24 protein-coding genes are annotated in these 25,797 nt (G+C 45.4%); 21 read left to right on the top strand and 3 right to left on the bottom strand.

The features are described from left to right. The first annotated feature begins 1 nt into the window (after position 1). The 17 genes from yidC to glmU all read left to right on the top strand — a co-directional run bounded on the left by yidC (position 2) and on the right by glmU (position 16,980). Positions 2-1,624 (top strand): membrane protein insertase YidC, encoded by a 1,623-nt coding sequence (yidC, locus tag PL85_RS12500; protein ID WP_115339410.1) that lies wholly within the window; start codon positions 2-4, stop codon positions 1,622-1,624. Positions 1,625-1,736: 112 nt separating this feature from the next. After that, positions 1,737-3,098 carry a tRNA uridine-5-carboxymethylaminomethyl(34) synthesis GTPase MnmE gene (mnmE, locus tag PL85_RS12495; RefSeq protein ID WP_029189865.1) on the top strand — a complete coding sequence of 454 codons (1,362 nt, stop codon included), beginning with the start codon at positions 1,737-1,739 and terminating at the stop codon, positions 3,096-3,098. A gap of 43 nt (positions 3,099-3,141) precedes the next feature. After that, positions 3,142-3,576: an FMN-binding protein MioC gene (mioC, locus tag PL85_RS12490; protein WP_017044116.1), complete on the top strand. Its 435-nt coding sequence runs from the start codon at positions 3,142-3,144 to the stop codon at positions 3,574-3,576. Positions 3,577-4,057: 481 nt separating this feature from the next. Beyond that, the gene (mnmG, locus tag PL85_RS12485) at positions 4,058-5,956 is read left to right on the top strand and encodes a tRNA uridine-5-carboxymethylaminomethyl(34) synthesis enzyme MnmG (protein ID WP_115339409.1); all 1,899 of its coding nucleotides are present in this window, start codon (positions 4,058-4,060) and stop codon (positions 5,954-5,956) included. Further along, entirely contained in the window at positions 5,953-6,585 is a 633-nt protein-coding gene (gene rsmG / locus PL85_RS12480) for a 16S rRNA (guanine(527)-N(7))-methyltransferase RsmG (RefSeq protein ID WP_115339408.1), read from the top strand. The genes mnmG and rsmG overlap by 4 nt, the downstream gene beginning before the upstream one ends. A 14-nt stretch (positions 6,586-6,599) precedes the next feature. Beyond that, positions 6,600-7,373 carry a ParA family protein gene (locus PL85_RS12475; RefSeq protein ID WP_013855586.1) on the top strand — a complete coding sequence of 258 codons (774 nt, stop codon included), beginning with the start codon at positions 6,600-6,602 and terminating at the stop codon, positions 7,371-7,373. Between the two features lie 24 nt (positions 7,374-7,397). Next, positions 7,398-8,279 carry a ParB/RepB/Spo0J family partition protein gene (locus PL85_RS12470; RefSeq protein ID WP_017044113.1) on the top strand — a complete coding sequence of 294 codons (882 nt, stop codon included), beginning with the start codon at positions 7,398-7,400 and terminating at the stop codon, positions 8,277-8,279. 188 nt (positions 8,280-8,467) lie between these two features. Continuing rightward, complete coding sequence (locus PL85_RS12465) at positions 8,468-8,857, top strand: F0F1 ATP synthase subunit I (protein WP_013855588.1); 390 nt, start codon at positions 8,468-8,470, stop codon at positions 8,855-8,857. Positions 8,858-8,865: 8 nt separating this feature from the next. Then, positions 8,866-9,696: a F0F1 ATP synthase subunit A gene (atpB, locus tag PL85_RS12460; protein WP_013855589.1), complete on the top strand. Its 831-nt coding sequence runs from the start codon at positions 8,866-8,868 to the stop codon at positions 9,694-9,696. Between the two features lie 57 nt (positions 9,697-9,753). After that, entirely contained in the window at positions 9,754-10,008 is a 255-nt protein-coding gene (atpE, locus tag PL85_RS12455; protein WP_115339407.1) for a F0F1 ATP synthase subunit C, read from the top strand. Between the two features lie 76 nt (positions 10,009-10,084). Next, a complete protein-coding gene (gene atpF / locus PL85_RS12450) occupies positions 10,085-10,555 on the top strand; it encodes a F0F1 ATP synthase subunit B (RefSeq protein WP_013855591.1) in 471 nt (156 codons plus the stop codon). A 15-nt stretch (positions 10,556-10,570) separates the two neighbouring features. Next, the gene (atpH, locus tag PL85_RS12445; RefSeq protein ID WP_013855592.1) at positions 10,571-11,104 is read left to right on the top strand and encodes a F0F1 ATP synthase subunit delta; all 534 of its coding nucleotides are present in this window, start codon (positions 10,571-10,573) and stop codon (positions 11,102-11,104) included. 13 nt (positions 11,105-11,117) lie between these two features. Further along, entirely contained in the window at positions 11,118-12,659 is a 1,542-nt protein-coding gene (gene atpA / locus PL85_RS12440; RefSeq protein WP_026027662.1) for a F0F1 ATP synthase subunit alpha, read from the top strand. 63 nt (positions 12,660-12,722) lie between these two features. Then, positions 12,723-13,589, top strand: a complete 867-nt coding sequence (gene atpG, locus PL85_RS12435; RefSeq protein WP_013855594.1) for a F0F1 ATP synthase subunit gamma — start codon at positions 12,723-12,725, stop codon at positions 13,587-13,589. 34 nt (positions 13,590-13,623) lie between these two features. Further along, positions 13,624-15,027 (top strand): F0F1 ATP synthase subunit beta, encoded by a 1,404-nt coding sequence (gene atpD, locus PL85_RS12430; RefSeq protein WP_010319968.1) that lies wholly within the window; start codon positions 13,624-13,626, stop codon positions 15,025-15,027. 18 nt (positions 15,028-15,045) lie between these two features. Further along, positions 15,046-15,468, top strand: a complete 423-nt coding sequence (locus PL85_RS12425) for a F0F1 ATP synthase subunit epsilon (protein WP_013855597.1) — start codon at positions 15,046-15,048, stop codon at positions 15,466-15,468. 150 nt (positions 15,469-15,618) lie between these two features. Then, entirely contained in the window at positions 15,619-16,980 is a 1,362-nt protein-coding gene (gene glmU, locus PL85_RS12420; RefSeq protein WP_026029111.1) for a bifunctional UDP-N-acetylglucosamine diphosphorylase/glucosamine-1-phosphate N-acetyltransferase GlmU, read from the top strand. 62 nt (positions 16,981-17,042) lie between these two features. On the opposite strand, the gene punC is transcribed toward glmU, so the two are convergent. Then, positions 17,043-18,248, bottom strand: a complete 1,206-nt coding sequence (punC, locus tag PL85_RS12415; RefSeq protein WP_026027660.1) for a purine nucleoside transporter PunC — start codon at positions 18,246-18,248, stop codon at positions 17,043-17,045. A gap of 148 nt (positions 18,249-18,396) precedes the next feature. On the opposite strand from punC, the gene punR reads away from it, so the two are divergent. Beyond that, a complete protein-coding gene (gene punR / locus PL85_RS12410; protein ID WP_115339406.1) occupies positions 18,397-19,302 on the top strand; it encodes a DNA-binding transcriptional activator PunR in 906 nt (301 codons plus the stop codon). A gap of 66 nt (positions 19,303-19,368) precedes the next feature. Here punR and fadA read toward each other — a convergent pair whose 3' ends face one another. Together fadA and fadB are read right to left on the bottom strand one after the other, a co-directional pair. Further along, positions 19,369-20,544: an acetyl-CoA C-acyltransferase FadA gene (gene fadA, locus PL85_RS12405; protein ID WP_017046375.1), complete on the bottom strand. Its 1,176-nt coding sequence runs from the start codon at positions 20,542-20,544 to the stop codon at positions 19,369-19,371. A 14-nt stretch (positions 20,545-20,558) separates the two neighbouring features. Continuing rightward, positions 20,559-22,730, bottom strand: coding sequence for a fatty acid oxidation complex subunit alpha FadB (fadB, locus tag PL85_RS12400; RefSeq protein WP_115339405.1), 2,172 nt, complete (start codon positions 22,728-22,730; stop codon positions 20,559-20,561). A gap of 218 nt (positions 22,731-22,948) precedes the next feature. Here fadB and PL85_RS12395 point away from each other — a divergent pair, with 218 nt between their 5' ends. The 3 genes from PL85_RS12395 to hemG are packed head-to-tail and all read left to right on the top strand — an operon-like array spanning position 22,949 to position 25,597. Continuing rightward, positions 22,949-23,572: a YigZ family protein gene (locus PL85_RS12395; protein WP_115339404.1), complete on the top strand. Its 624-nt coding sequence runs from the start codon at positions 22,949-22,951 to the stop codon at positions 23,570-23,572. A gap of 30 nt (positions 23,573-23,602) precedes the next feature. Beyond that, on the top strand, positions 23,603-25,060 hold the full coding sequence (locus PL85_RS12390; protein WP_115339403.1) for a TrkH family potassium uptake protein: 1,458 nt from the start codon (positions 23,603-23,605) through the stop codon (positions 25,058-25,060). A 9-nt stretch (positions 25,061-25,069) separates the two neighbouring features. Continuing rightward, the gene (hemG, locus tag PL85_RS12385; RefSeq protein ID WP_115339402.1) at positions 25,070-25,597 is read left to right on the top strand and encodes a menaquinone-dependent protoporphyrinogen IX dehydrogenase; all 528 of its coding nucleotides are present in this window, start codon (positions 25,070-25,072) and stop codon (positions 25,595-25,597) included. Positions 25,598-25,797: the final 200 nt, after the last annotated feature.

Raw genomic sequence — 25,797 nt, 5'->3', positions numbered from 1 at the left:
GATGGATTCTCAACGTAATATCCTGTTAATCGCCTTGGCACTCGTTTCTTTTTTACTTTTCCAGCAATGGCAAGTAGCAAAGAACCCAGCACCTCAAGCGGTTGAGCAGGCACAAAATAGCAGCACTTTAACTGCACCATCTATGGCTGATGAGTTAGACCCAGCACCAGCAGTAACCAATACGTCTGCAAAAACCATCACCGTCAAGACTGATGTACTGACTCTGTCAATTGACACGGTAGGTGGTGATGTAGTGAAGGCCGAGCTGAATAAGTACGATGCTGAACTCAATTCAGAAGACCCATTTGTGCTACTTAAAGACATTCCTGGTCACCAGTTTATCGCGCAAAGTGGTTTAGTGGGACCGCAAGGGATCGATTTAAGCAGCAACAATCGTCCAAACTATACTGTTAGCGCCGACACCTTTGCTCTAGCGGATGGTCAAGACGAACTGCGCATTCCCATGACTTATCAAGCCAATGGCCTTGAATACACCAAAACCTTCATCCTTAAACGTGGCAGCTACGCCTTGGATGTTGAATTTGATGTAGTCAACCAATCTGGTAATAACGCGACACTGGGTATGTATGCACACCTACGCCAAAATTTATTGGACGCTGGTGGCAGCTTGGCTATGCCAACTTACCGTGGCGGTGCTTACTCAACACAAGATACACGTTATAAGAAATACAGTTTCGATGATATGCAAGATCGTAACTTGTCACTGCCTTTAGTTAACGGTGAAGGTTGGGCGGCGATGATCCAACACTACTTTGCCAGCGCGTGGATCCCACGTGATGCAGCAGGGTCAAACTTATACACTCGCGTGATTGGCAACTTAGGTGATATTGGTGTTCGCATGCCAAATAAAACCATCGCCAACGGTGAAAAAGCAACATTCTTAGCCACACTTTGGGTCGGTCCAAAACTGCAAGATGAGATGGCTGCTGTTGCGCCAAATCTTGATCTAGTTGTCGACTACGGCTGGTTATGGTTTATTGCAAAACCACTACATATGTTGCTTTCATTCATTCAAAGCTTCGTTAGTAACTGGGGTGTAGCAATCATCTGCTTAACCTTCATTGTTCGTGGTGCTATGTACCCACTGACCAAAGCACAATACACCTCTATGGCAAAAATGCGCATGCTGCAACCGAAGCTGCAAGCAATGCGTGAGCGCATCGGCGATGACCGCCAACGCATGAGCCAAGAAATGATGGAGCTGTATAAGAAAGAGAAAGTAAACCCACTCGGTGGTTGTTTACCTATCTTCCTGCAAATGCCCATCTTCATTGCGCTTTACTGGTCATTAATGGAATCGGTTGAACTGCGTCATTCACCTTTCTTTGGTTGGATTCATGACCTTTCAGCACAAGACCCATACTACATCTTGCCACTGCTGATGGGTGTGAGTATGTTTATGATCCAGAAAATGAGCCCGACGACAGTCACTGACCCGATGCAACAGAAGATCATGACCTTTATGCCGGTTATGTTTACGTTCTTCTTCTTGTTCTTCCCATCAGGTTTAGTGATTTACTGGTTGGTATCGAACATCGTTACCTTGATCCAGCAAACCTTGATTTACAAAGCGCTGGAGAAAAAAGGCTTACACTCTAAGTAGCCACTTCAGTAAGAAGTCACACTGACAAGTGAAACAAAGGCGACCTTTTGGTCGCCTTTTTGTTTTTGGCTGATTACAATTGCGCTCATACACCCCTATGTTAGGTACCCTTATGTCTACAGACACCATTGTTGCTCAAGCGACCGCTCCAGGCCGAGGTGGCGTGGGGATTATTCGCGTCTCAGGCCCGAAAGCCGCTCAAGTCGCGCTTGAAGTAACCGGGAAAACGCTAAAACCCCGTTATGCGGAATACTTGCCTTTTAAGCATCAAGATGGCACCGAACTTGACCAAGGCATCGCGATCTATTTTCCTAACCCTCACTCCTTTACCGGCGAAGATGTGCTCGAACTACAAGGACACGGCGGTCCGGTCGTCATGGATATGCTGATCAAACGCATTTTGGCTATCAGTGGCTTGCGCGCAGCGCGCCCGGGTGAATTTTCTGAGCGTGCGTTTTTAAACGACAAAATGGATTTAACCCAAGCGGAAGCGATTGCCGATTTGATTGATGCCAGCTCTGAAGAAGCGGCCAAATCCGCTCTGCATTCATTGCAAGGTCAATTTTCCAAACGCATTCACACCTTGGTCGATTCCCTAATCCACCTGCGAATTTACGTTGAAGCAGCGATTGATTTTCCTGAAGAGGAGATCGATTTTCTTGCCGATGGTAAAGTTGCCGCAGATCTGCAAAATATCATCGACAACTTAGACGCCGTGCGCAAAGAGGCCAATCAAGGGGCCATTTTACGCGAAGGGATGAAAGTGGTGATAGCAGGGCGTCCTAACGCGGGTAAATCGAGTCTATTGAATGCGCTTTCAGGCAAAGATTCCGCCATCGTTACAGACATAGCAGGAACCACGCGTGACGTACTGCGAGAGCACATCCACATCGATGGCATGCCACTGCATATCATCGATACCGCAGGCCTACGTGATGCCAATGACGAAGTCGAAAGAATAGGTATTGAGCGTGCTTGGGATGAAATAGCAAAAGCAGATCGTGTGCTCTTTATGGTTGATGGCACCACCACCGATGCCACCGATCCGAAAGAAATCTGGCCAGATTTTGTCGATCGATTGCCTGAAAACATCGGCATGACGGTGATCCGCAACAAAGTCGATCAAACCAAAGAATCGCTCGGTATCTGTCATGTTAATTCTCCAACCTTAATCCGCCTGTCGGCAAAAACTGGAGAGGGAGTTGATGCTCTGCGTACTCATCTCAAAGAGTGCATGGGCTTTGCTGGGGGCAATGAAGGCGGCTTTATGGCCAGACGACGCCATTTGGACGCGCTAGAGCGCGCCGCACAGCACCTCATGATTGGTCAGCAGCAGCTCGAAGGCTACATGGCCGGTGAAATCTTAGCGGAAGAACTGCGTTTATCGCAGCAACATCTAAACGAGATAACGGGCGAATTTAGCTCCGATGACTTGTTAGGGCGCATCTTTTCGTCGTTCTGTATCGGCAAATGATCGCAGTGAGAAGCTTGATCACTCTTAATTATAGGAATATCTCATGATCCATATCATCACTGGCAGCACCTTAGGAGGCGCTGAATATGTCGCCGATCATCTCAACGATCTACTGCAAGAGCAAGGTTATACGACGACTATCCACAACCAACCCAACTTAAGTGATATACCCTCACAAGGGACTTGGCTCATTGTCACCTCCACGCATGGAGCGGGTGACTACCCAGACAATATCCAACCTTTTATCGCTTCTTTGCAATCAACACCACCGAATACGAGCGAGTTAAAATATGCCGTGGTAGCACTTGGCGATTCAAGCTATGACACGTTTTGCGCAGCAGGTAAGCATGCATATCAACTGCTTGAGGATATAGGTGCAACGCCAATTAGCGACTGTTTCACCATAGATATATTAGAATATTCCGTTCCTGAAGATGCCGCTGAAGTATGGCTCAAACAGCACATCGAACAATTCTAGCGAATGGCATAAAGTCACCAAGCGGCCTGTGAGCCGCTTTTTTTGTACCCTTAAGCTCTGTGTATAACTGTCTCAATACTCGCCATAGAAAAGTTAAGCCCATTTTAAATATTTTAATGTGTATAACTATGCTGTTATTCGGTGATTAACCTATAGTTATCCAATTAATAACTTATGCATTTTACGACCCTGTGCATAACTAGCCTTTTTGATCCCAGCTAATACACGATTAGATCATGTCAGGATCACAGCTTGTGATCCTCTTAAAAACCATGATCTTGTTGATCATTTATCGGTTATCCACAGATATGCTCGATCCTAATAATAGATCTAATAAAAGATCTCTATATAGATCTTATATATTATTAACTTACCAAGCTCAGATTAAAAAAGCAGAAAAGCGATTTTCTAGCCAGTGGAAAGCAGGTAGAATACGCCTCTTTTGTCAGTCCATGCTTCATTGAATACCTGAGGTCGGTTCATGCTTTATCACGAAAAATTTGACGTCATTGTGGTCGGTGGTGGCCATGCTGGAACGGAAGCCGCTCTCGCTGCAGCTCGTACTGGTCAAAGTACGCTATTGCTTACCCATAACATTGAGACTCTAGGACAGATGTCGTGCAATCCTGCGATCGGCGGAATTGGTAAAGGACATCTGGTTAAAGAAGTCGATGCCATGGGCGGTCTAATGGCACAAGCGATTGATCATGCAGGTATTCAATTTAGAACACTCAATGCCTCAAAAGGGCCAGCGGTTCGAGCGACTCGAGCCCAAGCAGATCGTGCGCTTTACAAATCGTATGTGCGTGATGTGCTTGAAAACACGCCAAACTTAACTTTGTTCCAACAAGCGGTCGATGATCTTATCGTTGAAAATGATCGTGTAATGGGCGTTGTGACTCAAATGGGCCTCAAATTCCACGCCAAAGCGGTGGTATTGACGGTAGGCACCTTCCTTGGTGGAAAGATCCACATTGGTCTTGAAAACTTCTCAGGAGGCCGCGCAGGAGATCCTCCATCGATCGCATTAGCGCAACGTTTACGTGAACTGCCGTTTCGAGTCGATCGTTTAAAAACCGGTACGCCACCAAGGATCGATGCGCGCAGCGTGGACTTCTCAGTGTTAGAAACACAACACGGTGATAACCCAACGCCTGTTTTTTCCTTCATGGGACAACGTGAACAGCATCCACGTCAAATACCATGCTACATCACGCATACCAACGATAAAACGCATGATGTGATCCGTGCCAATCTTGATCGTAGTCCGATGTACGCAGGTGTCATCGAAGGTATCGGCCCACGCTACTGCCCATCGATCGAAGACAAAGTCATGCGTTTTGCCGACAAAAATAGCCATCAAATTTTTATCGAGCCTGAAGGTTTGACCACGACAGAACTCTACCCTAACGGTATTTCCACCAGCTTACCGTTTGATGTACAAGTGCAGATCGTTCGCTCAATGAAAGGGTTTGAAAACGCACATATTGTTCGTCCGGGTTACGCCATCGAGTACGATTTTTTCAATCCACAAGATTTAAAACAAACCTATGAAACCAAATTCATCAGTGGTTTGTTCTTTGCTGGTCAAATCAACGGCACCACCGGATACGAAGAAGCGGCAGCGCAAGGGTTAATGGCTGGTTTGAATGCAAGCTTATTTAGCCAAGAAAAAGAAGGCTGGAGTCCACGCCGTGATCAAGCTTACATGGGCGTGTTGATCGATGATCTTTCCACTATGGGTACCAAAGAACCTTATCGCATGTTTACCTCTCGCGCTGAATATCGCTTACTGCTACGCGAAGATAACGCCGATTTGCGTTTAACCGAAAAAGCCAGAGAGTTAGGTTTAGTCGATGATGCGCGCTGGGCGCGTTTTAATCAAAAAATGGAAAACATGGAAATCGAGCGTCAACGTTTGAAACAAACGTGGATGAACCCGAACTCCGTTGGTGTTGATGCACTGAATGCGTTGCTCAAAACACCCATGTCTCGTGAAGCGAGTGGTGAAGATTTATTGCGTCGACCTGAAATCACCTATCAACAGCTCACGTCGCTTGAGTCATTTGCACCAGCATTGAACGATAGTGAAGCGGCTGAGCAAGTTGAAATTCAAATCAAATACGATGGTTATATTCAGCGTCAGCAAGATGAGATCGACAAATCATTGCGCCATGAACACACTAAATTGCCACTGGATCTTGACTATAAACAGGTCAAAGGCTTGTCCAACGAAGTGATCCTTAAGCTTAACAATGCCAAGCCTGAAACGGTTGGTATTGCCTCTCGTATTTCCGGTGTTACACCAGCTGCTATTTCTATCTTATTGGTTTATTTGAAAAAGCAAGGTGTACTAAAGAAAGGGGAAGACGCCGCATGAGCGAGTTAAGAACGCGTCTCGATGATTTAATTGGTCAAACCGATCTCGAGGTCAATGAGCAGCAACGTAGCCAATTAGTCGGTTACGTGGAACTGCTGAATAAATGGAACAAAGCCTACAATCTCACCTCAGTGCGCGATCCTATGGATATGTTGGTGAAACATATTTTAGATAGTATAGTGGTAAGTCCTCACTTACAGGGTGAGCGTTTTATCGACGTTGGTACTGGGCCTGGTTTACCTGGAATACCTCTCGCTATCATGAATCCTGATAAAACCTTTTACTTACTCGATAGTTTAGGTAAGCGCATTCGTTTTATTAAACAAGTTCTGCATGAGCTTGGTATTAAAAATGTGACCACGATTCAAAATCGAGTCGAAGAGTTTCAGCCTGAAGTAAAATTTGATGGCGTACTGAGCCGTGCGTTTGCTTCAATGCTCGATATGGTGGAATGGTGTCACCATTTACCAAAAGAAACATCGGGCCGATTTTTAGCCCTGAAAGGACAACGACCAGATGAGGAAATAGCCACACTACCTGAGTGGTGTTCTGTGACTGATGTCAAAGCTTTGAAAGTTCCTGAGTTGGAAGGTGACCGTCATCTTGTAATCTTATCTCGCAAGGGATAACAGCGAGGCATACCGTGGGCAAAATCGTAGCAATCGCCAACCAGAAAGGTGGCGTAGGAAAAACAACAACGTGCATTAACTTAGCGGCCTCTATGGCGGCGACTAAGCGTAAAGTTTTAGTGATCGATCTCGACCCACAAGGCAATGCAACGATGGCCAGTGGTGTTGATAAGTATCAAGTAGATGCAACCGCGTACGAATTGTTGGTCGAAGACACTCCTTTTGATGAAGTCGTATGTCGCAAAACAACGGGACACTACGATTTGATTGCGGCGAACGGAGACGTGACAGCCGCTGAAATCAAATTAATGGAAGTCTTTGCTCGCGAAGTGCGTTTGAAAAATGCCCTCGCGCCAGTTCGTGATAACTATGATTTCATCTTTATTGATTGTCCTCCTTCTTTAAATCTTCTTACAATCAACGCCATGGCCGCAGCGGATTCTGTGTTAGTGCCAATGCAATGTGAGTATTTTGCATTAGAAGGTTTAACGGCGTTAATGGATACCATCAGCAAGTTAGCCGCGGTAGTCAACGAAAACCTGAAAATCGAAGGGTTACTTCGAACGATGTACGATCCGCGTAATCGCCTAGCCAATGAAGTATCCGATCAACTGAAAAAGCACTTTGGAAACAAAGTCTATCGCACCGTTATTCCTCGTAATGTCCGTCTTGCTGAAGCGCCAAGTTATGGCAAGCCAGCAATGTACTACGACAAGTATTCAGCTGGGGCAAAAGCGTATCTCGCCTTAGCTGGCGAAATGCTTCGTCGAGAAGAAATACCCGCATAATCTCAACTAAAGGAATTCGTCTACATGACTAAACGTGGTTTAGGAAAAGGATTGGATGCATTGCTCGCAACCAGTTCTCTTGCTCGTGAAAAGGAGCAAGCCGCCTCACATAGCCAAGCACTCTCTTCTGATGGCGAATTAATGGATATCGCGGTATCAAATTTGAAACCTGGCATGTATCAACCACGTAAAGATATGTCGGCAGAAGCGTTGGAAGAGCTATCTGCGTCTATCCAATCGCAAGGTATTATCCAGCCGATCGTGGTAAGACGTTTAGAACTTGGCGGCTATGAAATTATTGCAGGTGAACGCCGTTGGCGCGCTGCAAAACAAGCAGGTTTAAAGCAAGTGCCCTGTTTGATCAAAAATGTCCAAGATCGCGCTGCGATTGCGATGGCACTGATAGAAAATATTCAACGCGAAGATTTGAATGCGATTGAAGAAGCACAAGCTTTAGAGCGGTTGCAAGACGAATTTAAGCTCACTCACCAACAGGTGGCTGATGTGATTGGTAAATCACGCACTACCGTGAGTAACTTATTACGCTTAAATCAATTGGCGGATGGCGTGAAGCGTTTAGTGGAAACCAAGCAGCTTGAAATGGGCCATGCACGAGCATTATTGATGCTCGAAGGCGATCAACAAATTGAAATTGCACAACGTGTGGCCGCAAAACAGCTGACCGTGAGACAAACTGAGCAATTAGTGAAAAAGTGTCTAACACAGCCTTCTGAGGACGGATCGGCATCGGAAGACTTAGATGCACAACAAATGTCACAAAGATTGAGTGAAATGTTAGGGGCTAAAGTGTCGATCATTCGTTCAAAAGGTGGCAAAGCCAAAATGACGATTAGTCTTGATGAGCCTCACAAATTAGAGCAACTAATTGCCAAGCTAGAAAGCTAAATGAGATAATTGATTTAAGTCAATTATGCAAAAAACGTTTTTTTATTTGAAAGTTGTCGGTTTGTAAACAAAATTGTAACTTTTTGCTGTCTTTCAATTGCAATCAGTTCGACTCACCGTATAATTTTCGCCAATTTCCCAGCCCTATGTTGTAGATGAGCTGAGGATATTACTAGAGGTACGAATACATGGTAGCTGCGTTGGCTAGACCAGGACGAGAGCTTGCTAAGCGATTGTTAATGATCCAGTCTGGCGCGGTTATTTTTGTGGCGGCAGGGATGGCGGTAGCTGTAAATGCTGAATGGGGCTTTTCTGCGCTGATTGGGGGTGGCATCTTTGTCATTGCCAATGCGGTTTTTGCGCTGTGTGCTTTTATGTTTAGTGGAGCTCGTGCTGCGAAGCAAGTCGCGGCCTCTTTCTACACTGGCGAAGTACTCAAGATCCTCATCACAGTTGCACTGTTCTGTGTTGCCTACATGTATATGCAGGTGGAACTCGTTCCCCTCAAACTAACCTATTTGCTGGCTCTAGGTATTAATATCTGTGCGCCAGTGCTATTCATTAACAACAAAAAATAGGATGAGTTATGGCTGCGCCAGGTGAAGCGCTAACATCGTCCGGATACATTGAACACCACTTGACGAACCTCTCTCTTGCGAAGATTTCTGAGCATTACGATTTGGGGCTGTCAATTAGTGAGACGAGTTTCTGGAACGTACATATCGATAGCCTGTTTTTTTCCTTGTTTACTGGCTTAATATTCCTATGGATATTTCGCTCTGTAGCAAAGAAAGCAACAGCGGGTGTACCCGGTAAGCTGCAGTGTTTTGTTGAAATATTGGTAGAATTTGTCGATCAAAACGTCAAAGACACCTTTCATGGACGCAATCCACTTATAGCACCGCTGGCACTGACTATCTTTTGTTGGGTATTGTTAATGAACATCATGGACTTAGTGCCCATCGATTTCTTACCGTATCCAGCACAACATTGGCTTGGTATCCCTTATCTAAAAGTGGTTCCGTCAGCTGATGTGAATATCACCATGGCTATGGCTCTAGGCGTATTTGCTCTGATGATTTACTACAGCATCAAAGTGAAAGGCCTAGGTGGTTTTGCGAAAGAATTAGCTCTACATCCATTCAATCACTGGACCATGATTCCGTTTAACCTACTTATTGAAGTGGTATCGTTACTTGCGAAACCTCTCTCACTCGGTATGCGTCTATTCGGTAACATGTTCGCAGGTGAGGTGGTATTTATTCTTATCGCAGCGATGCTACCATGGTGGCTACAATGGATGGGTTCACTACCGTGGGCGATTTTCCATATTCTGGTAATTCTGATTCAATCTTTCGTGTTCATGATGCTGACTATTGTTTATCTATCAATGGCACACGAAGATAGTGATCATTAATTTTTTAAAGCTTTTTATTTGGGCACATAAGCCAACAACTATAAATTGGAGATAGTAATGGAAACTTTACTGAGCTTTTCTGCAATCGCCGTAGGTATTATCGTCGGTCTTGCTTCTCTTGGTACAGCGATTGGTTTCGCACTTCTAGGCGGTAAATTCCTTGAAGGTGCTGCTCGTCAACCAGAAATGGCTCCTATGCTACAAGTTAAGATGTTTATCATCGCGGGTCTACTTGATGCGGTTCCTATGATCGGTATCGTAATTGCGCTTCTATTCACTTTCGCGAACCCATTTATTGGTCAACTAGGTTAATCAACCGATCACACAAATTGATGATTTGTCGTTGATTAATACTTTTCGTTGGTGAACAAATAGAGGGGTAGCTGTTGTGAATATGAACGCAACTCTGCTAGGTCAAGCAATCGCGTTTGCACTGTTTGTGTGGTTCTGCATGAAATATGTATGGCCGCCAATCATGAATGCGATCGAAGAGCGTCAGAAGAAAATTGCTGACGGTCTTTCAGCCGCTGAGCGTGCTGCTAAAAACTTGGATCTAGCACAAGCCAACGCTTCTGAACAAATGAAAGAAGCGAAGCGCACTGCAACTGAGGTCATCGAACAGGCAAATAAACGTAAAGCTCAAATTTTAGACGAAGCACGTGAGGAAGCTCAGGCAGAACGCCAGAAAATCCTTGCTCAAGCGGAAGCTGAACTTGAATCTGAACGTAACCGTGCCCGCGATGAGCTGCGTAAACAAGTTGCAACTCTGGCTGTAGCTGGTGCTGAGAAAATCCTTGAGCGTTCTATCGATAAAGATGCGCACAAAGATATTCTCGACAACATTACTGCAAGACTTTAAGGATGGGGGCGCTTTATGTCTGATTTGACTACAATTGCACGCCCCTATGCTAAAGCAGCATTCGATTTTGCGGTAGAGAAAAAGCAACTTGACCAATGGGGTCAGATGTTAGCTTTTGCTGCCGAGGTCGCAAAGAACGAGCAAATGAAAGAGCTACTAACGGGCTCTGTTTCGGCTGAGAAATTAGCGGAAATTTTCATCGCAATTTGTGGCGAACAGTTTGATGTTTATGGCCAGAACCTGTTAAAGGTGATGGCTGAGAATGGCCGATTAAAGGCTCTTCCTGATGTTAGTGAACAGTTCTTTGCTCTGAAACAAGAGCATGAGAAGCAGATGGATGTTGAAGTGATTTCAGCAACTGAGCTTTCTGATGAACAGCTTGTCAATATCAGCACCAAACTTGAGCAGCGTCTTGAACGCAAAGTTCAGCTGAATTGCAGTATAGATGAGACCCTACTTGGTGGGGTTATAATTCGAGCCGGAGACCTTGTCATCGATAACTCAGCCCGCGGTCGTTTAAACCGCCTGAGCGATGCATTACAGTCTTGATGGGGATTGGAGCATGCAACTTAATTCCACGGAAATTAGCGATCTAATTAAACAACGTATCGAATCTTTCGACGTTGTTAGTGAAGCTCGCAATGAAGGTACTATCGTATCGGTAAGCGATGGTATCATTCGCATTCACGGCCTAGCGGACGTGATGCAAGGTGAAATGATTGAATTACCGAGTGGCCGTTATGCACTTGCACTTAACCTTGAGCGTGACTCGGTTGGTGCGGTTGTCATGGGCCCATATGCTGACCTTAAGGAAGGCATGAAAGTAACAGGTTCTGGTCGTATTCTTGAAGTGCCAGTTGGTCCTGAATTGTTAGGTCGCGTAGTGAATACACTCGGTCAGCCTATCGATGGTAAAGGTCCTATCGAAGCGAAATTGTCTTCACCTGTTGAAATGATTGCACCTGGTGTAATCGACCGTAAATCAGTCGATCAACCAGTACAAACCGGCTATAAGTCAGTTGACTCTATGATCCCAATCGGTCGTGGCCAACGTGAACTTATCATCGGTGACCGTCAAACTGGTAAAACAGCAATGGCGATCGACGCAATTATTAACCAAAAAGATTCAGGTATTTACTCTATCTATGTTGCGATTGGCCAAAAAGCCTCAACTATCGCTAACGTAGTACGCAAATTAGAAGAGCACGGCGCGCTTGCAAACACAGTTGTGGTTGTTGCATCGGCTTCTGAATCCGCGGCATTGCAATACCTTGCGCCATATGCAGGTTGTGCAATGGGTGAATACTTCCGCGATCGCGGTGAAGATGCACTGATTGTTTATGATGACTTATCTAAACAAGCGGTTGCTTACCGTCAGATCTCACTACTACTCAAACGCCCACCAGGCCGTGAAGCATTCCCAGGTGACGTTTTCTATCTCCACTCTCGTCTACTTGAGCGTGCTGCTCGTGTTAGCGAAGAGTATGTAGAACGTTTCACTAAGGGTGAAGTGAAAGGTAAAACCGGTTCTTTAACCGCTCTACCTATCATTGAAACACAAGCGGGTGACGTTTCAGCATTCGTACCGACTAACGTAATCTCGATTACCGATGGTCAGATCTTCCTACAAACTGAACTATTCAACGCGGGTGTTCGCCCAGCCGTTGACCCTGGTATTTCAGTATCTCGTGTAGGTGGTGCCGCTCAGACGAAAATCATCAAGAAACTGTCAGGTGGTATCCGTACCGCGCTTGCACAGTACCGTGAACTTGCTGCATTTGCTCAGTTCTCGTCAGATCTTGATGAAGCGACGAAGAGACAGCTAAACCATGGTCAGAAAGTAACAGAGCTGATGAAGCAGAAACAATATGCTCCGATGTCTGTGTTTGACCAAGCGTTGGTTATCTTTGCGGCAGAGCGTGGTTATTTAAATGATGTTGCGTTGAATAAACTGGCTGATTTTGAATCTGCTCTACTGTCGTATGCTCGTGGTCAATATGTTGATCTTGTAAAAGATATCGACAAATCGGGTGCTTATAACGATGAAATCGAAGCTCAGTTCAAGAAACTGGTTGACGATTTCAAGGCAACCCAGACCTGGTAATTGGTGGGTGACCCTAGGGTCACCACTGACCAATAACGGATTACCTTAAAAGAGAGTAAAACGATGGCCGGCGCAAAAGAGATACGTAATAAAATCGGTAGTGTTAAAAGCACGCAGAAAATTACGAAAGCGATGGAAATGGTAGCAGCTTCAAAAATGCGTCGTTCGCAAGACGGCATGGAAGCTTCTCGTCCATACGCTGAAACAATGCGTAAAGTGATCGGTCATGTGGCGAGTGCAAATCTAGAATATCGTCATCCTTATCTAGAAGAGCGCGAAGCCAAACGTGTTGGTTACATCATTATTTCAACAGACCGTGGTTTGTGTGGTGGTTTGAACGTGAACTTGTTCAAAAAAGCTCTACATGACATGAAAGATTGGTCGGAGAAAGGTGCTGAGGTTGAGCTGGCAATTGTGGGCTCAAAGGCAACGGCTTTCTTTAGAAACAGTGGCGCTAAAGTCGCTGCTCAAGTCTCTGGTTTGGGCGATAGCCCAACCTTGGAAGATTTGATCGGTTCCGTTGGTGTTATGCTGAAGAAATATGATGCAGGTGAGTTGGATCGCCTATACGTAGTGTTCAACAAATTTGTGAATACTATGGTTCAAGAACCAACGATCGATCAATTACTACCTTTGCCTAGATCGAATAGCGAAGAGATGAAACGCGAACATTCTTGGGATTACATCTATGAGCCTGAACCAAAGCCTCTACTCGATGCACTATTGCTGCGTTATGTAGAGTCTCAGGTTTATCAGGGTGTGGTTGAGAATCTTGCTTGTGAGCAAGCTGCTCGAATGATTGCGATGAAAGCAGCTACCGATAACGCAAGCAACTTGATTGATGATTTACAGCTTGTGTATAACAAAGCCCGTCAGGCGGCGATTACACAAGAACTATCGGAAATCGTTTCTGGTGCAGCAGCGGTTTAAGCTTAGGTAAAACAAACAGTTTAGAGGATTAACGATGGCTACAGGTAAGATCGTACAGATCATCGGTGCGGTAGTCGACGTAGAGTTCCCACAGGGCGAAGTACCAAGTGTTTACGATGCTCTGAATGTTGTGGATTCAAAAGAACGTCTCGTTCTTGAAGTTCAACAGCAGCTTGGCGGTGGCGTGATTCGCGCAATCGTAATGGGTAGCTCTGATGGTTTACGTCGTGGTTTGGTAGTTGAAAATACTGGCGCTCCAATTTCAGTACCAGTCGGTATTAAGACTTTAGGTCGTATCATGAACGTGCTTGGTGATGCGATTGATGAGCGTGGTGAAATCGGTGCGGAAGAGCTTTACTCTATCCACCGTCCAGCTCCAAGCTATGAAGAGCAATCAAACGAAACTGCTCTTCTTGAAACCGGTGTAAAAGTAATCGATTTGGTTTGTCCATTCTCTAAGGGTGGTAAAATCGGTCTATTTGGTGGTGCAGGTGTAGGTAAGACCGTTAACATGATGGAACTTATCAACAACATCGCACTGCAACACTCAGGTCTTTCAGTATTTGCGGGTGTTGGTGAACGTACTCGTGAAGGTAACGATTTCTACTATGAGATGCAGGAAGCAGGTGTTGTAAACATCGAAGAGCCTGAAAAATCAAAAGTAGCGATGGTTTACGGACAGATGAACGAGCCACCAGGCAACCGTCTACGTGTTGCACTGACGGGTTTGACAATGGCAGAACGTTTCCGTGACGAAGGTCGTGACGTACTTCTGTTCATCGATAACATCTACCGTTACACGCTTGCCGGTACGGAAGTATCAGCACTGCTAGGTCGTATGCCTTCAGCGGTAGGTTACCAACCTACTCTTGCAGAAGAGATGGGTGTGCTTCAGGAGCGTATTACGTCAACTAAGCAAGGTTCTATCACGTCTGTACAGGCGGTATATGTACCAGCAGATGACTTGACGGACCCGTCTCCAGCCACAACGTTCGCGCACTTGGATGCAACGGTTGTACTTAACCGTAACATCGCAGCAATGGGCCTATACCCAGCGATCGACCCACTCGATTCAACGTCTCGTCAGCTAGACCCACTCGTCGTAGGTCAAGAGCACTACGACATCGCTCGTGGCGTTCAGCAGACGCTTCAGCGCTACAAAGAGCTGAAAGACATCATTGCGATCTTGGGTATGGACGAGTTGTCTGAATCTGATAAGCAAGTTGTATCACGTGCACGTAAGATTGAACGTTTTCTAACTCAGCCTTATCACGTAGCTGAAGTATTTACAGGTGACCCTGGTGTTTACGTACCTCTAAAAGAGACGCTACGTGGCTTCAAAGGTCTTCTATCTGGTGAATACGATGACATTCCAGAGCAAGCGTTTATGTACTGCGGTACTATCGACGATGCGATTGAGAATGCTAAGAAGCTATAAGGATAACTAGGAGGCGATATGGCAGCAATAACCTTTCACCTAGACGTCGTCAGTGCAGAGAAGAAAATCTTCTCTGGCCAAGTCGAAACGTTTCAGGTGACCGGTAGCGAAGGTGAACTGGGAATTTTCCATGGTCACACACCGCTGCTGACCGCTATTAAGCCTGGTATGGTGCGTATCGTTAAGCTACACGGCCACGAAGAAATTATTTATGTTTCGGGTGGTATTGTCGAAGTGCAACCGGGTACTGCTACAGTACTGGCTGATACGGCAATTCGTGGTGAAGAACTAGACGCAGCTAAGGCAGAAGAAGCCAAACGCAAAGCTGAAGAGAATATTTCAAATCAGCATGGCGATATGAACTTCGCACAAGCGGCCAGTGAACTGGCTAAAGCCATGGCTCAGTTACGAGTTATCGAGCTGACCAAAAAACGTCGTTAATGTGTTTTATAATTAAGACGTGATGTAAAAAGGCGACCTATAGGTCGCCTTTTTGCTTATTTTTTAACAGAAAATTATTTAGTTAAATTAACTATCTCTTTAATTACCGCTAAAATGCGGCTTAACTTTTTTAACGTCAATAGGTTGTCAATGAAATTTAGCGCAGTGATCCTCGCAGCAGGTAAAGGTACTCGAATGTATTCTAATATGCCTAAAGTGCTGCACACACTGGCGGGTAAGCCAATGGTGAAACACGTAATTGATACGTGCAATAGCTTAGGTGCCCAAAATATCCACTTGGTTTATGGTCATGGTGGTGAGCAAATGCAGCAAGCGCTTGCCGAAGAGTCGGTTAACTGGGTGCTGCAAGCGGATCAATTAGGAACTGGCCATGCCGTTGATCAAGCCTCGCCTCATTTCCAAGACGATGAGAAGATCCTCGTGTTGTACGGTGATGTTCCATTGATCTCGGAAGAAACCGTGGAAAGCTTGTTAGATGCACAGCCTAATGATGGAATAGCCTTGCTGACAGTGGTACTGGATAACCCAACCGGTTATGGCCGTATCGTGCGTAAGCATGGCCCTGTGGTGGCAATTGTTGAACAAAAAGATGCCACTGATGAGCAAAAGTTAATTAAAGAGATCAATACGGGCGTGATGGTGGCAACGGGGCGCGATCTCAAGCGCTGGTTGTCAGGCTTAAGTAATGAGAACGCACAAGGCGAATATTATCTGACAGATGTTATCGCTGCCGCGCACAATGAAGGCCGCGCAGTTGAGGCTGTTCATCCTGCCAGCTCTATTGAAGTGGAAGGAGTAAATGATCGCGCTCAACTGGCTCGTTTAGAGCGTGCTTATCAAGCAACACAAGCGAAAAAGCTATTAGAACAAGGTGTGATGCTACGTGATCCTACGCGTTTTGATCTGCGTGGTGAATTACAGTGTGGGATGGATGTTGAGATTGATGCTAACGTCATCATCGAAGGAAATGTCTCTTTGGGTGATAACGTGATTATCGGCATGGGTTGTGTGCTTAAAGATTGCGAAATTGATGATAACACAGTGATCCGCCCATACAGCGTCATTGAAGGGGCAACCGTTGCAGAAAACTGTACCGTTGGGCCTTTTACCCGTTTACGTCCTGGTGCTGAACTGCGTAATGATGCGCACGTGGGTAATTTCGTAGAAGTAAAAAATACTCGTTTGGGTGAAGGTTCAAAAGCCAATCACTTAACTTATCTTGGTGATGCTGAAATTGGCCAGCGTGTTAATGTCGGAGCTGGCGTTATCACTTGTAATTACGATGGTGTCAATAAATTCAAAACCACAATTGGTGATGATGTGTTTGTCGGTTCAGACAGCCAGTTGATTGCTCCTGTAACGATCGCCAATGGTGCAACGATTGGTGCTGGCACTACGCTAAGCAGTAACGTTGCTGAAGGTGAGTTAGTCATCACTCGCGCGAAAGAGCGCAAAATCAATGGTTGGAAGCGTCCTGTTAAGCGTAGCTAACAAATGAACGATTAAAAAGCCGCTCATAATGAGCGGCTTTTTATCAGTTCTTATTAAAAGACTTACTCTTCATCGCTGACTACGCGTGCATTATCTGGTGCGGTGAAGTGTTGAGAAAGTTCGCGGTTCGAGACGATATAACCAATCCATAGCCCGCCCATACAAATCATAATTGCAATACCCGTCACCATTTGTGCTTGGCTGGCCAACGTTGCGACCAATGCGCTGGCTAAACTACTAACGCAGATTTGTAAGCTATTTTGTAAACCCGCTGCAGTGGCTGGGCTTTGTTTGGCACTCGATAGTGCGCGGTTCACCACGATAGGGTAAAGCGCTCCGTTGGCAACTGCTATTAAGCAAAACGGTGCCAAAATTGGCCAAATTGAGGTCAGTTGCCACTGTGATGCAATGAATACTAATAAAGTGGCAACGCTGAAGAGGCCAATCAACTGCTTGAGCACTTTTTCGTCACCAAATTTATTCACTCCCACCTTACCTAAGTAGCCACCAACCATGAAAGCGATCGTTTGAGGAATGAAACTCAAACCGATATCTTTAGCGGCATAACCAAGGCGTGCCATAATCTCTGGCATCCCAGTCAAGTAAGCAAAGAAGGCCGCAGAAGCGCAAGCAAACATCATCACATTACCCAAGTAGGTTTTAGTGCTGAGCAGAGCTTTGATATCTTGCTTAATTGAGGTTTGTTTGGGTTGTGATTGTTCATTTTTTTGAGCAAAAGTACAGGCTACAAGCGCAACACCCATTAATGTCAATGTCACAAAAATACTGTGCCAACCAAAGTTATCGGCCAGTAAGACGCCTAATTGAGGTGCAAGCGCGGGTGAAAGCGCGACCAAAGGCATGATGGTGGCGAATATTTGCTGGCTTGTTTTAGCTGGGTAGCGTTGAATTACCATTGCTTGCCAGATCACTGCGGGAGCACACACCCCTAAAGCTTGCACAAAGCGCAACGCTAATAATTGCCACACCTGCTCGCTAAAAGCTAAACCAAATGATGCCAACGTGAAGAGAACTAGGCCAGCCGCTAAAGTGTTACGGTGACCATATTTATCGGAAGCTAAGCCCCACACCAGTTGACCTAATGCCATACCGACCAGAAAAACGGTGAGAGACAAGGCTATTTGCTCTGGCCCTGTGGCAAAGTCCATTTCCATCGCTTTAAAGGCAGGGAGGTACATGTCTGTGGCAATGAAGCCAAGCATAGAGAGCGCGGCTAAGTACAGCAACTGTAATTTTGATGCTTTCATTTTTATTACCATTCAAAAAAATTAATCAATATTTGGCCAGCATTAATCTATGCCAACCTTAATTTATCTACTCATCTATTCTATTTTTCGTTTAATATTAAATGAAACGCTAAATTTGTTGGTTATTCATCAAAAAAATTGAAGGCTTATGTTTTCTAAATCCTCATTAGAAATGCTTGATACTGTCGCACGGTTGGGTAGTTTTACCGCCGCTGCGGAAGTTTTGCATAAAGTGCCGTCAGCGATCAGCTACGGCGTTCGCCAAGTCGAACAAGATTTGGATGTGCTGCTGTTTCGCCGTTTACCTAGAAAGGTCGAACTGACGCCCGCTGGTGAGCTGTTTATGGTGGAGGCTCGCCAGTTGCTTAGGCAAATGGAAGAGATTCGTTCACAAACTAAACGCGCGGCGCATGGTTGGCAGAAAACGCTGAAATTGACGCTTGATAACGTGGTCAAACTCGACAAAATGAAACCGCTGGTGGAAGATTTTTATCGCACATTTGAGTTTGCTGAGCTGCAAATCAACATGGAAGTGTTTAATGGCTCATGGGAAGCTATTGCGCAAGGTCGAGCTGACATTGTGATTGGTGCAACCTCTGCGATTCCTGTCGGTGGTGATTTTGAAGTGCGTGACATGGGTGTGTTGGATTGGGCATTTGTAATGTCTCCTCATCACCCTTGTGCTCAAGAGCCCTATTTAAACGAAGATTTTGTCAGTCAGTTCCCGGCGATTTGTTTGGATGACACGTCAAGTGTATTACCCAAGCGACATACGGATCACTACCCGCAGCAACGGCGCTTACTTTTACCGAATTGGTATAGTGCGATTGAATGCTTAAAAAATGAAGTCGGTGTGGGCTACATGCCAAGACACATTGCACAACCTTTGATTGTTGATGGTGGGTTGGTTGAACGGGTTCTCACCGTTGATAAACTGCTTAGTCAATGCTGTTTAGTATGGCGCAAAGATGATAATCATAAATTGATCGAGTGGATGGTAAATTATCTGGGCAGTAGCGATCAACTTTATCGTGATTGGCTTCAAGCTAAATAACCTAATAAGAAGAGCCAGCAGTGCTGGCTCTTAAAAGACTCTTCAGTGAGAAGAAAAACAGAATGGTTATGGGCGCTCAAAAATAGTCGCAATGCCCTGGCCTAAACCAATGCACATCGTTGCTAGACCATATTTGGCGTCTTTCGCTTCCATCAAGTTAATCAATGTGGTTGAGATGCGCGTGCCAGAACACCCGAGAGGATGACCCAGCGCGATCGCCCCTCCGTTTAGGTTAACCTTCTCATCCACTACATCGAGCAAACCGAGATCTTTCGCGCAAGGTAGAGATTGAGCTGCAAACGCTTCGTTTAACTCAATCACATCCATATCTTGCATGGTGAGGCCTGCACGCTGTAGCGCTTTATGAGTAGCCGGAACTGGCCCGTAACCCATAATTGAAGGATCGCAACCAGCGACGGCCATTGATTTCACACGCGCGCGAATCTTTAAGCCAAGCGCATTGGCTTTCTCTTCGCTCATGATCAACATTGCCGATGCGCCATCGGACAGAGCCGATGAGGTGCCAGCTGTTACAGTACCATTCGCTGGGTCAAAAACAGGACGTAACTGTGCTAGCCCTTCAACAGTGGTTTCCGGGCGGATCACTTCATCAAAATCCAGCGTGAACAGAGTACCATCTTCAGCATGAGCCTCGGTGGGAAGGATTTCATTTTTGAAGCGACCTTCAACGGTTGCTGCGTAAGCGCGTTGATGCGAACGAGCGGCAAAGGCATCTTGTTGCTCACGGCTAATGCCGTGCATTTTACCTAACATCTCAGCCGTTAACCCCATCATCCCCGCAGCTTTGGCAACGGTTTTTGACATGCCGGGATGGAAATCAACGCCATGGTTCATTGGTACGTGTCCCATATGCTCAACGCCGCCCACAAGGCAGATTTCAGCATCACCAACCATAATGGCGCGGGTGGCATCATGCAGTGCTTGCATTGATGAACCACATAAACGGTTAACGGTGACGGCACCAATTTCAATCGGCAAGCCAGCTAACAGTGCCGCATTACGCGCGACGTTAAAGCCTTGTTCTAAGGTTTGTTGCACGCAACCCCAGTAGATATCTTCGATCTCTTTTGGGTTGACTTGTGGATTACGGGCTAAAATGCCTTTCATCAGATGTGCAGATAAATCTTCCGCACGAGTATGACGAAATGCCCCACCTTTTGAACGACCCATCGGGGTGCGTAGGCAATCAACAATTACGACATTTCTCTTATGTGAAGTCATTTGGACATCTCTCCTTAGATAGAACTTGCTTGTTGAGCACCGTAGAAGGTCTCGCCTTTTTCTGCCATATCAAGCAGCAGTTGAGGTACATGATACATCGCGCCCAATGCTTGGTATTGGCTTGCCATTGCAACGTAGTTTTGTAAGCCAAGACTATCGAGATAGCGGAATACGCCGCCTCTAAAAGGAGGGAACCCCAAGCCGTACACCAACGCCATATCAGCTTCTTGGGGTGAGGCGATGATCTTCTCTTCTAAACAGAGTGCCACTTCATTGATCATCGGAATCATCATGCGTTCAATGATGGTTTGATCATCAAAAGTACGTTTATCACCACATTCTACGTTAAGAACAGTGAGAACCTCTTCAGAGAAAGTTTTCTTCGGTTTTCCTTTCTTATCTAAAGTGTATTGATAGAAACCGCTGCCATTTTTCTGGCCATATTTATTGGCGTCAAACAGTGCATCAATAGCATCGCGGCCCTGTTTGCCCATTCTTTCTGGGAATCCTTGTGCCATGACTGCCTGGGCATGGTGAGCGGTATCAATACCGACCACATCTAGAAGATAAGCTGGGCCCATTGGCCAACCAAACTTACGTTCCATCACTTTATCGATTTGAGTGAAATCAGCGCCATCGCGCAGTAATAAACTAAAGCCACCAAAGTAAGGGAAAAGTACGCGGTTTACGAAGAACCCAGGGCAGTCATTGACCACGATGGGGGATTTACCCATTTTGGCCGCGTAAGCGACAACTCGATTGATGGTTTCATCGGAAGTGTGTTCACCACGAATAATTTCCACCAATGGCATACGATGTACTGGGTTAAAAAAGTGCATACCACAGAAGTTTTCTGGACGTTTGAGTGATTTGGCCAGTAGGTTGATTGGAATGGTTGAGGTGTTCGAGGTGATAACCGCATCCTCACCAACATTGGCTTCGACTTCACTTAGTACCGCGGCTTTGATTTTCGGGTTTTCAACCACAGCTTCAACAATTACATCCGCTTGCTCAATCCCCGCATAATGCAGGCTAGGCGTAATCGATGCCAGCACACTTGCCATTTTAAAACCATCAATTTTTCCGCGCTCTAGCTGCTTGTTGAGTAACTTAGATGCCTCTGTCATACCTAAATTAAGGGACGATTGAGCAATATCTTTCATCAAAACAGGCACGCCCTTTACTGCCGATTGATAAGCAATGCCGCCGCCCATGATACCCGCACCAAGTACAGCCGCTCGTCCGGTTTCTTTATTGGCTGATTTAGCCGCTTTTTTTGCCAGTGCTTTAATATATTGGTCGTTGAGGAATAAACCGACCAAGGATTTCGCCGCTTCAGAATGAGCGAGCTTAACGAAGTGTCTACGCTCAATGGCCAATGCTTCATCACGGCTACAGCGCGCGGCTTCTTCTATTGCAATAACAGCGGTTATTGGCGCTGGATAATGAGGTCCGGCATGCTGTGCAACCAAGCCTTTGGCCATGGTGAAGCTCATCATGGCTTCTAATTTGCTGAGTGTCAGCGCGGACATTTTTTGCTGGCGACGCATTTTCCAATCAACGGTTTCATTGATGGCCGATGTGATGGTTTTGAGTGCTGACTCAAGCAGTTTGTCGCTATCAACAATCGCATCGAGCAGTCCAATTTTAAGGGCTTCCTCAGCACGACATGCTTTGCCTTGAGTGATCACTTCCATAGCATTGTCGGCACCAATTACACGAGGCAGACGCACACAGCCACCGAACCCCGGCATAATACCAAGCTTTGTTTCCGGTAATCCTATGCTGGTGGTCGCGTCACCAATACGGAAATCGGTAGCGAGTACACACTCACATCCACCGCCTAGCGCGTGCCCTGTTAAAGCGGCTAGTGTCGGAACGGGTAGATCTTCTAGTTTGTTGAAAATGCTATTGGCAAATTGCAGCCATTGGTCGAGTTCTTGCGCAGGTTTAGCAAAGAGACCTAAAAACTCAGTGATATCAGCCCCGACAATAAAAGATTCTTTATCGGAAGTAAGAATAAGGCCTTTCAGTCCTTGGTGGGCTTTTAGGGCATCAAGTGCATGGTTGAGCGATTCAAGAGTGGCAAGGTCAAGTTTGTTCACTGACTCCTTGGAGCAGAAACGCAACTCCGCAATACCATCTTGTAATTCCTTTACCTGTAGGGTGTTGGCTTGGTAAATCATTGTCTATCTCCGTGACATACAACCTTAAGATCGTGTGTGAGAGTTTTTGTTGTATTAATGGTTCTGGTTTGACCAGTCGGTTTAGTTTGACCTGAGGATTGTTTAATTTCAATACATTTTTTAAACAACTGTTTAACATTGAGTGCGAATGGAGATCAGCGCTGCTTTTTTAAGTGCACGTGTTACACTCTTGCCATCCGCTCGATCTATGATTTCACATGAACGAACAACCTTATTTAATTCCAGCGTTGCCCACCCAATTTGAAGAGGAAATCAAAAAAAGCCTCTTTATTACCTATTTGGCCCATACTCCGAGTGTAGATGCTGCCAAAGCCTTCGTTGCGCAAATAAAGACAAAACATAGCGACGCCAGACATAACTGCTGGGGCTTTGTTGCCGGACGATCGGAAGATTCGATGTTGTGGGGTTTTAGTGATGATGGTGAGCCATCAGGGACGGCGGGCAAACCGATATTGGCGCAGCTAGCCGGATCGAGTGTCGGGGAGTTAACGGCCGTCGTCACTCGTTATTATGGTGGGATTCGTCTTGGCACTGGTGGGTTAGTTAAAGCTTATGGTGGCGGAGTACAACAAGCACTCAAGCAGCTTCAAACTATTGAGAAAAAAATCACCACAAAATTATCCCTAACGTTAGACTACAGTTTTGTGCCGATTGCTCAATCCATCATCGCGCAGTATGAAGCATTAGAAGTCGAAGCCGATTATAAAGAACAGGTTAAATTTCTTGTTGAGATAGAATTGCGCCATCTTGATGCCTTTACTCAAACTATCATTAATAAAAGCGGTGCAAAAGCTGTAGTGACCGCCATAAAAAATAATTAGGAAGTCAGAAGCTTCGCTTCAGAAAAAGCAATGCAAATTCGATCTATTATTCGTATCGTCGGGCTTTTGCTCGCGCTATTTAGTGTCTCTATGCTTGCCCCTGCGCTGGTGGCTTTGCTGTACCGCGATGGTGCAGGTGTACCTTTTGTCACGACCTTTTTTGTATTGTTGATGTGTGGCGGTTTTTTTTGGTTTCCAAACCGCCGCTATCGACATGAATTGAAAGCCAGAGACGGTTTTTTGATCGTTGTACTGTTTTGGACGGTTATCGGTAGTGCGGGTTCATTACCATTTTGGTTAGCGGATAACCCTAATGTATCGGTGACGGATGCGTTTTTTGAATCGTTTTCAGCATTAACCACCACCGGAGCAACCGTCATTGTTGGGTTAGATGAATTACCTAAAGCGATTTTGTTCTATCGGCAGTTTTTACAATGGTTTGGTGGGATGGGGATCATCGTTCTAGCGGTGGCCATTTTGCCAGTATTGGGAATTGGGGGAATGCAGTTATATCGAGCAGAAATTCCAGGCCCGGTCAAAGATACTAAAGTCACTCCAAGAATCGCCGAAACCGCTAAAGCACTTTGGTACATCTATTTAAGCTTAACGATTGCCTGCGCGACTGCTTTTTGGGCAGCAGGGATGACCCTATTTGATGCGATTTGTCATAGCTTCTCTACGATCGCTATTGGTGGGTTTTCGACTCATGATGCAAGCATGGGGTATTTTGACAGTTATGCGATCAATTTAATTACGGTTGTTTTTTTGCTCATTTCAGCCTGTAATTTTACGCTCCATTACGCGGCGTTTGCGACAGGTGGTGTTCATCCAAAATATTACCTTAAAGATCCAGAGTTTAGAGCTTTTGCTCTTATACAAGTCATTTTGTTTGCGGTTTGCTTTTCGATTTTACTCAAACACCATTCTTACGACTCTTTTTATGACGCTTTTGATCAGGCGCTATTTCAAACGGTATCCATTTCGACGACGGCAGGCTTTACCACAACAGGTTTTGCAGATTGGCCGTTATTCTTACCTGTATTATTGCTGTTTTCTTCATTTATAGGTGGGTGTGCTGGCTCTACGGGCGGTGGCATGAAAGTGATCCGTATCTTATTGCTTACCTTACAAGGTGCTCGTGAGATGAAACGCCTTATCCACCCAAGAGCCGTGTATACGATTAAGGTGGGCGGAAGTGCTCTTTCACAGCGAGTGGTTGACGCGGTTTGGGGGTTTTTCTCAGCGTACGCACTGGTCTTCGTGGTGTGTATGTTGGCATTGATCGCAACAGGAATGGATGAACTGAGTGCATTTTCTGCCGTCGCGGCAACATTGAATAACTTAGGGCCTGGATTGGGTCAAGTCTCCGTACACTTTGCGGATGTTAATGACAGTGCAAAATGGGTATTGGTTGTTTCGATGCTCTTTGGTCGCTTAGAAATTTTTACACTATTAATACTGCTTACCCCTACGTTTTGGCGCAGTTAAGGATATCCCGTGCAAAAAGCTCTTTTTCTCTATTCTTCCCGTGAAGGTCAAACCAAGAAAATTCTTAACTATATAAAAGAGGAACTTTCTGAGTTTGATTGCGAACTTGCCGATTTACATCAAATTGAGGATATTGATTTAGCTCTTTACGATCGAGTCTTAATTGGTGCTTCTATTCGCTACGGACATTTAAATAAAAAGCTTTATCAATTTATAGAAAAACATGCCGAGCAATTAGCACTCGCTAAAGCGGCGTTCTTTTGTGTCAACTTAACTGCAAGAAAAGAAGCGCAGGGCAAAGATACTCCAGAAGGAAGTGTCTATATTAAAACGTTTCTCAGTAAATCAGCATGGCAACCCAAGCTAATCGGAGTTTTCGCTGGTGCTCTTTACTATCCACGTTATCACCTTTTCGATAAGGTGATGATTCGTTTCATCATGTCATTGACTGGCGGTGAAACTGACACCTCAAAAGAAGTTGAGTACACAAACTGGCAAAAAGTATCTCTTTTTAGTGATAACTTTAAAAAATTGTAAATAAAAAGTCGATTTTTAGCGTCTTTTGGCTTTTTTCTGTTCGAACAAATAGAAAATTAAAAAAAACAGCAAAAAGGGGTTGCCAACGTGACGGCGATCTCTATAATGCCGCCTCACTGACACGGCACAGCCAGTAAGGGTTCAAGCCCAATTAGCCAGCCAATTAGTAGGTCAAATCGATAAGACGAAATAATTTAATA

It is taken from the genome of Vibrio anguillarum (genome assembly GCF_001989995.2).
Lineage (GTDB): Bacteria > Pseudomonadota > Gammaproteobacteria > Enterobacterales > Vibrionaceae > Vibrio > Vibrio anguillarum.
Note: the sequence above shows the minus strand (reverse complement) of the source record. Positions and strands in the feature narration are given on the sequence as shown.

What these genes read in the sequence shown, in the direction of transcription:
- yidC (WP_115339410.1), top strand. Translation starts at nt 2, where the DNA reads ATGGATTCTCAACGTAATATCCTGTTAATCGCCTTGGCACTCGTTTCT.
- mnmE (WP_029189865.1), top strand. Translation starts at nt 1,737, where the DNA reads ATGTCTACAGACACCATTGTTGCTCAAGCGACCGCTCCAGGCCGAGGT.
- mioC (WP_017044116.1), top strand. Translation starts at nt 3,142, where the DNA reads ATGATCCATATCATCACTGGCAGCACCTTAGGAGGCGCTGAATATGTC.
- mnmG (WP_115339409.1), top strand. Translation starts at nt 4,058, where the DNA reads ATGCTTTATCACGAAAAATTTGACGTCATTGTGGTCGGTGGTGGCCAT.
- rsmG (WP_115339408.1), top strand. Translation starts at nt 5,953, where the DNA reads ATGAGCGAGTTAAGAACGCGTCTCGATGATTTAATTGGTCAAACCGAT.
- PL85_RS12470 (WP_017044113.1), top strand. Translation starts at nt 7,398, where the DNA reads ATGACTAAACGTGGTTTAGGAAAAGGATTGGATGCATTGCTCGCAACC.
- PL85_RS12465 (WP_013855588.1), top strand. Translation starts at nt 8,468, where the DNA reads ATGGTAGCTGCGTTGGCTAGACCAGGACGAGAGCTTGCTAAGCGATTG.
- atpB (WP_013855589.1), top strand. Translation starts at nt 8,866, where the DNA reads ATGGCTGCGCCAGGTGAAGCGCTAACATCGTCCGGATACATTGAACAC.
- atpE (WP_115339407.1), top strand. Translation starts at nt 9,754, where the DNA reads ATGGAAACTTTACTGAGCTTTTCTGCAATCGCCGTAGGTATTATCGTC.
- atpH (WP_013855592.1), top strand. Translation starts at nt 10,571, where the DNA reads ATGTCTGATTTGACTACAATTGCACGCCCCTATGCTAAAGCAGCATTC.
- atpA (WP_026027662.1), top strand. Translation starts at nt 11,118, where the DNA reads ATGCAACTTAATTCCACGGAAATTAGCGATCTAATTAAACAACGTATC.
- atpG (WP_013855594.1), top strand. Translation starts at nt 12,723, where the DNA reads ATGGCCGGCGCAAAAGAGATACGTAATAAAATCGGTAGTGTTAAAAGC.
- atpD (WP_010319968.1), top strand. Translation starts at nt 13,624, where the DNA reads ATGGCTACAGGTAAGATCGTACAGATCATCGGTGCGGTAGTCGACGTA.
- PL85_RS12425 (WP_013855597.1), top strand. Translation starts at nt 15,046, where the DNA reads ATGGCAGCAATAACCTTTCACCTAGACGTCGTCAGTGCAGAGAAGAAA.
- glmU (WP_026029111.1), top strand. Translation starts at nt 15,619, where the DNA reads ATGAAATTTAGCGCAGTGATCCTCGCAGCAGGTAAAGGTACTCGAATG.
- punC (WP_026027660.1), bottom strand. Translation starts at nt 18,248, where the DNA reads ATGAAAGCATCAAAATTACAGTTGCTGTACTTAGCCGCGCTCTCTATG.
- punR (WP_115339406.1), top strand. Translation starts at nt 18,397, where the DNA reads ATGTTTTCTAAATCCTCATTAGAAATGCTTGATACTGTCGCACGGTTG.
- fadA (WP_017046375.1), bottom strand. Translation starts at nt 20,544, where the DNA reads ATGACTTCACATAAGAGAAATGTCGTAATTGTTGATTGCCTACGCACC.
- fadB (WP_115339405.1), bottom strand. Translation starts at nt 22,730, where the DNA reads ATGATTTACCAAGCCAACACCCTACAGGTAAAGGAATTACAAGATGGT.
- PL85_RS12395 (WP_115339404.1), top strand. Translation starts at nt 22,949, where the DNA reads ATGAACGAACAACCTTATTTAATTCCAGCGTTGCCCACCCAATTTGAA.
- PL85_RS12390 (WP_115339403.1), top strand. Translation starts at nt 23,603, where the DNA reads ATGCAAATTCGATCTATTATTCGTATCGTCGGGCTTTTGCTCGCGCTA.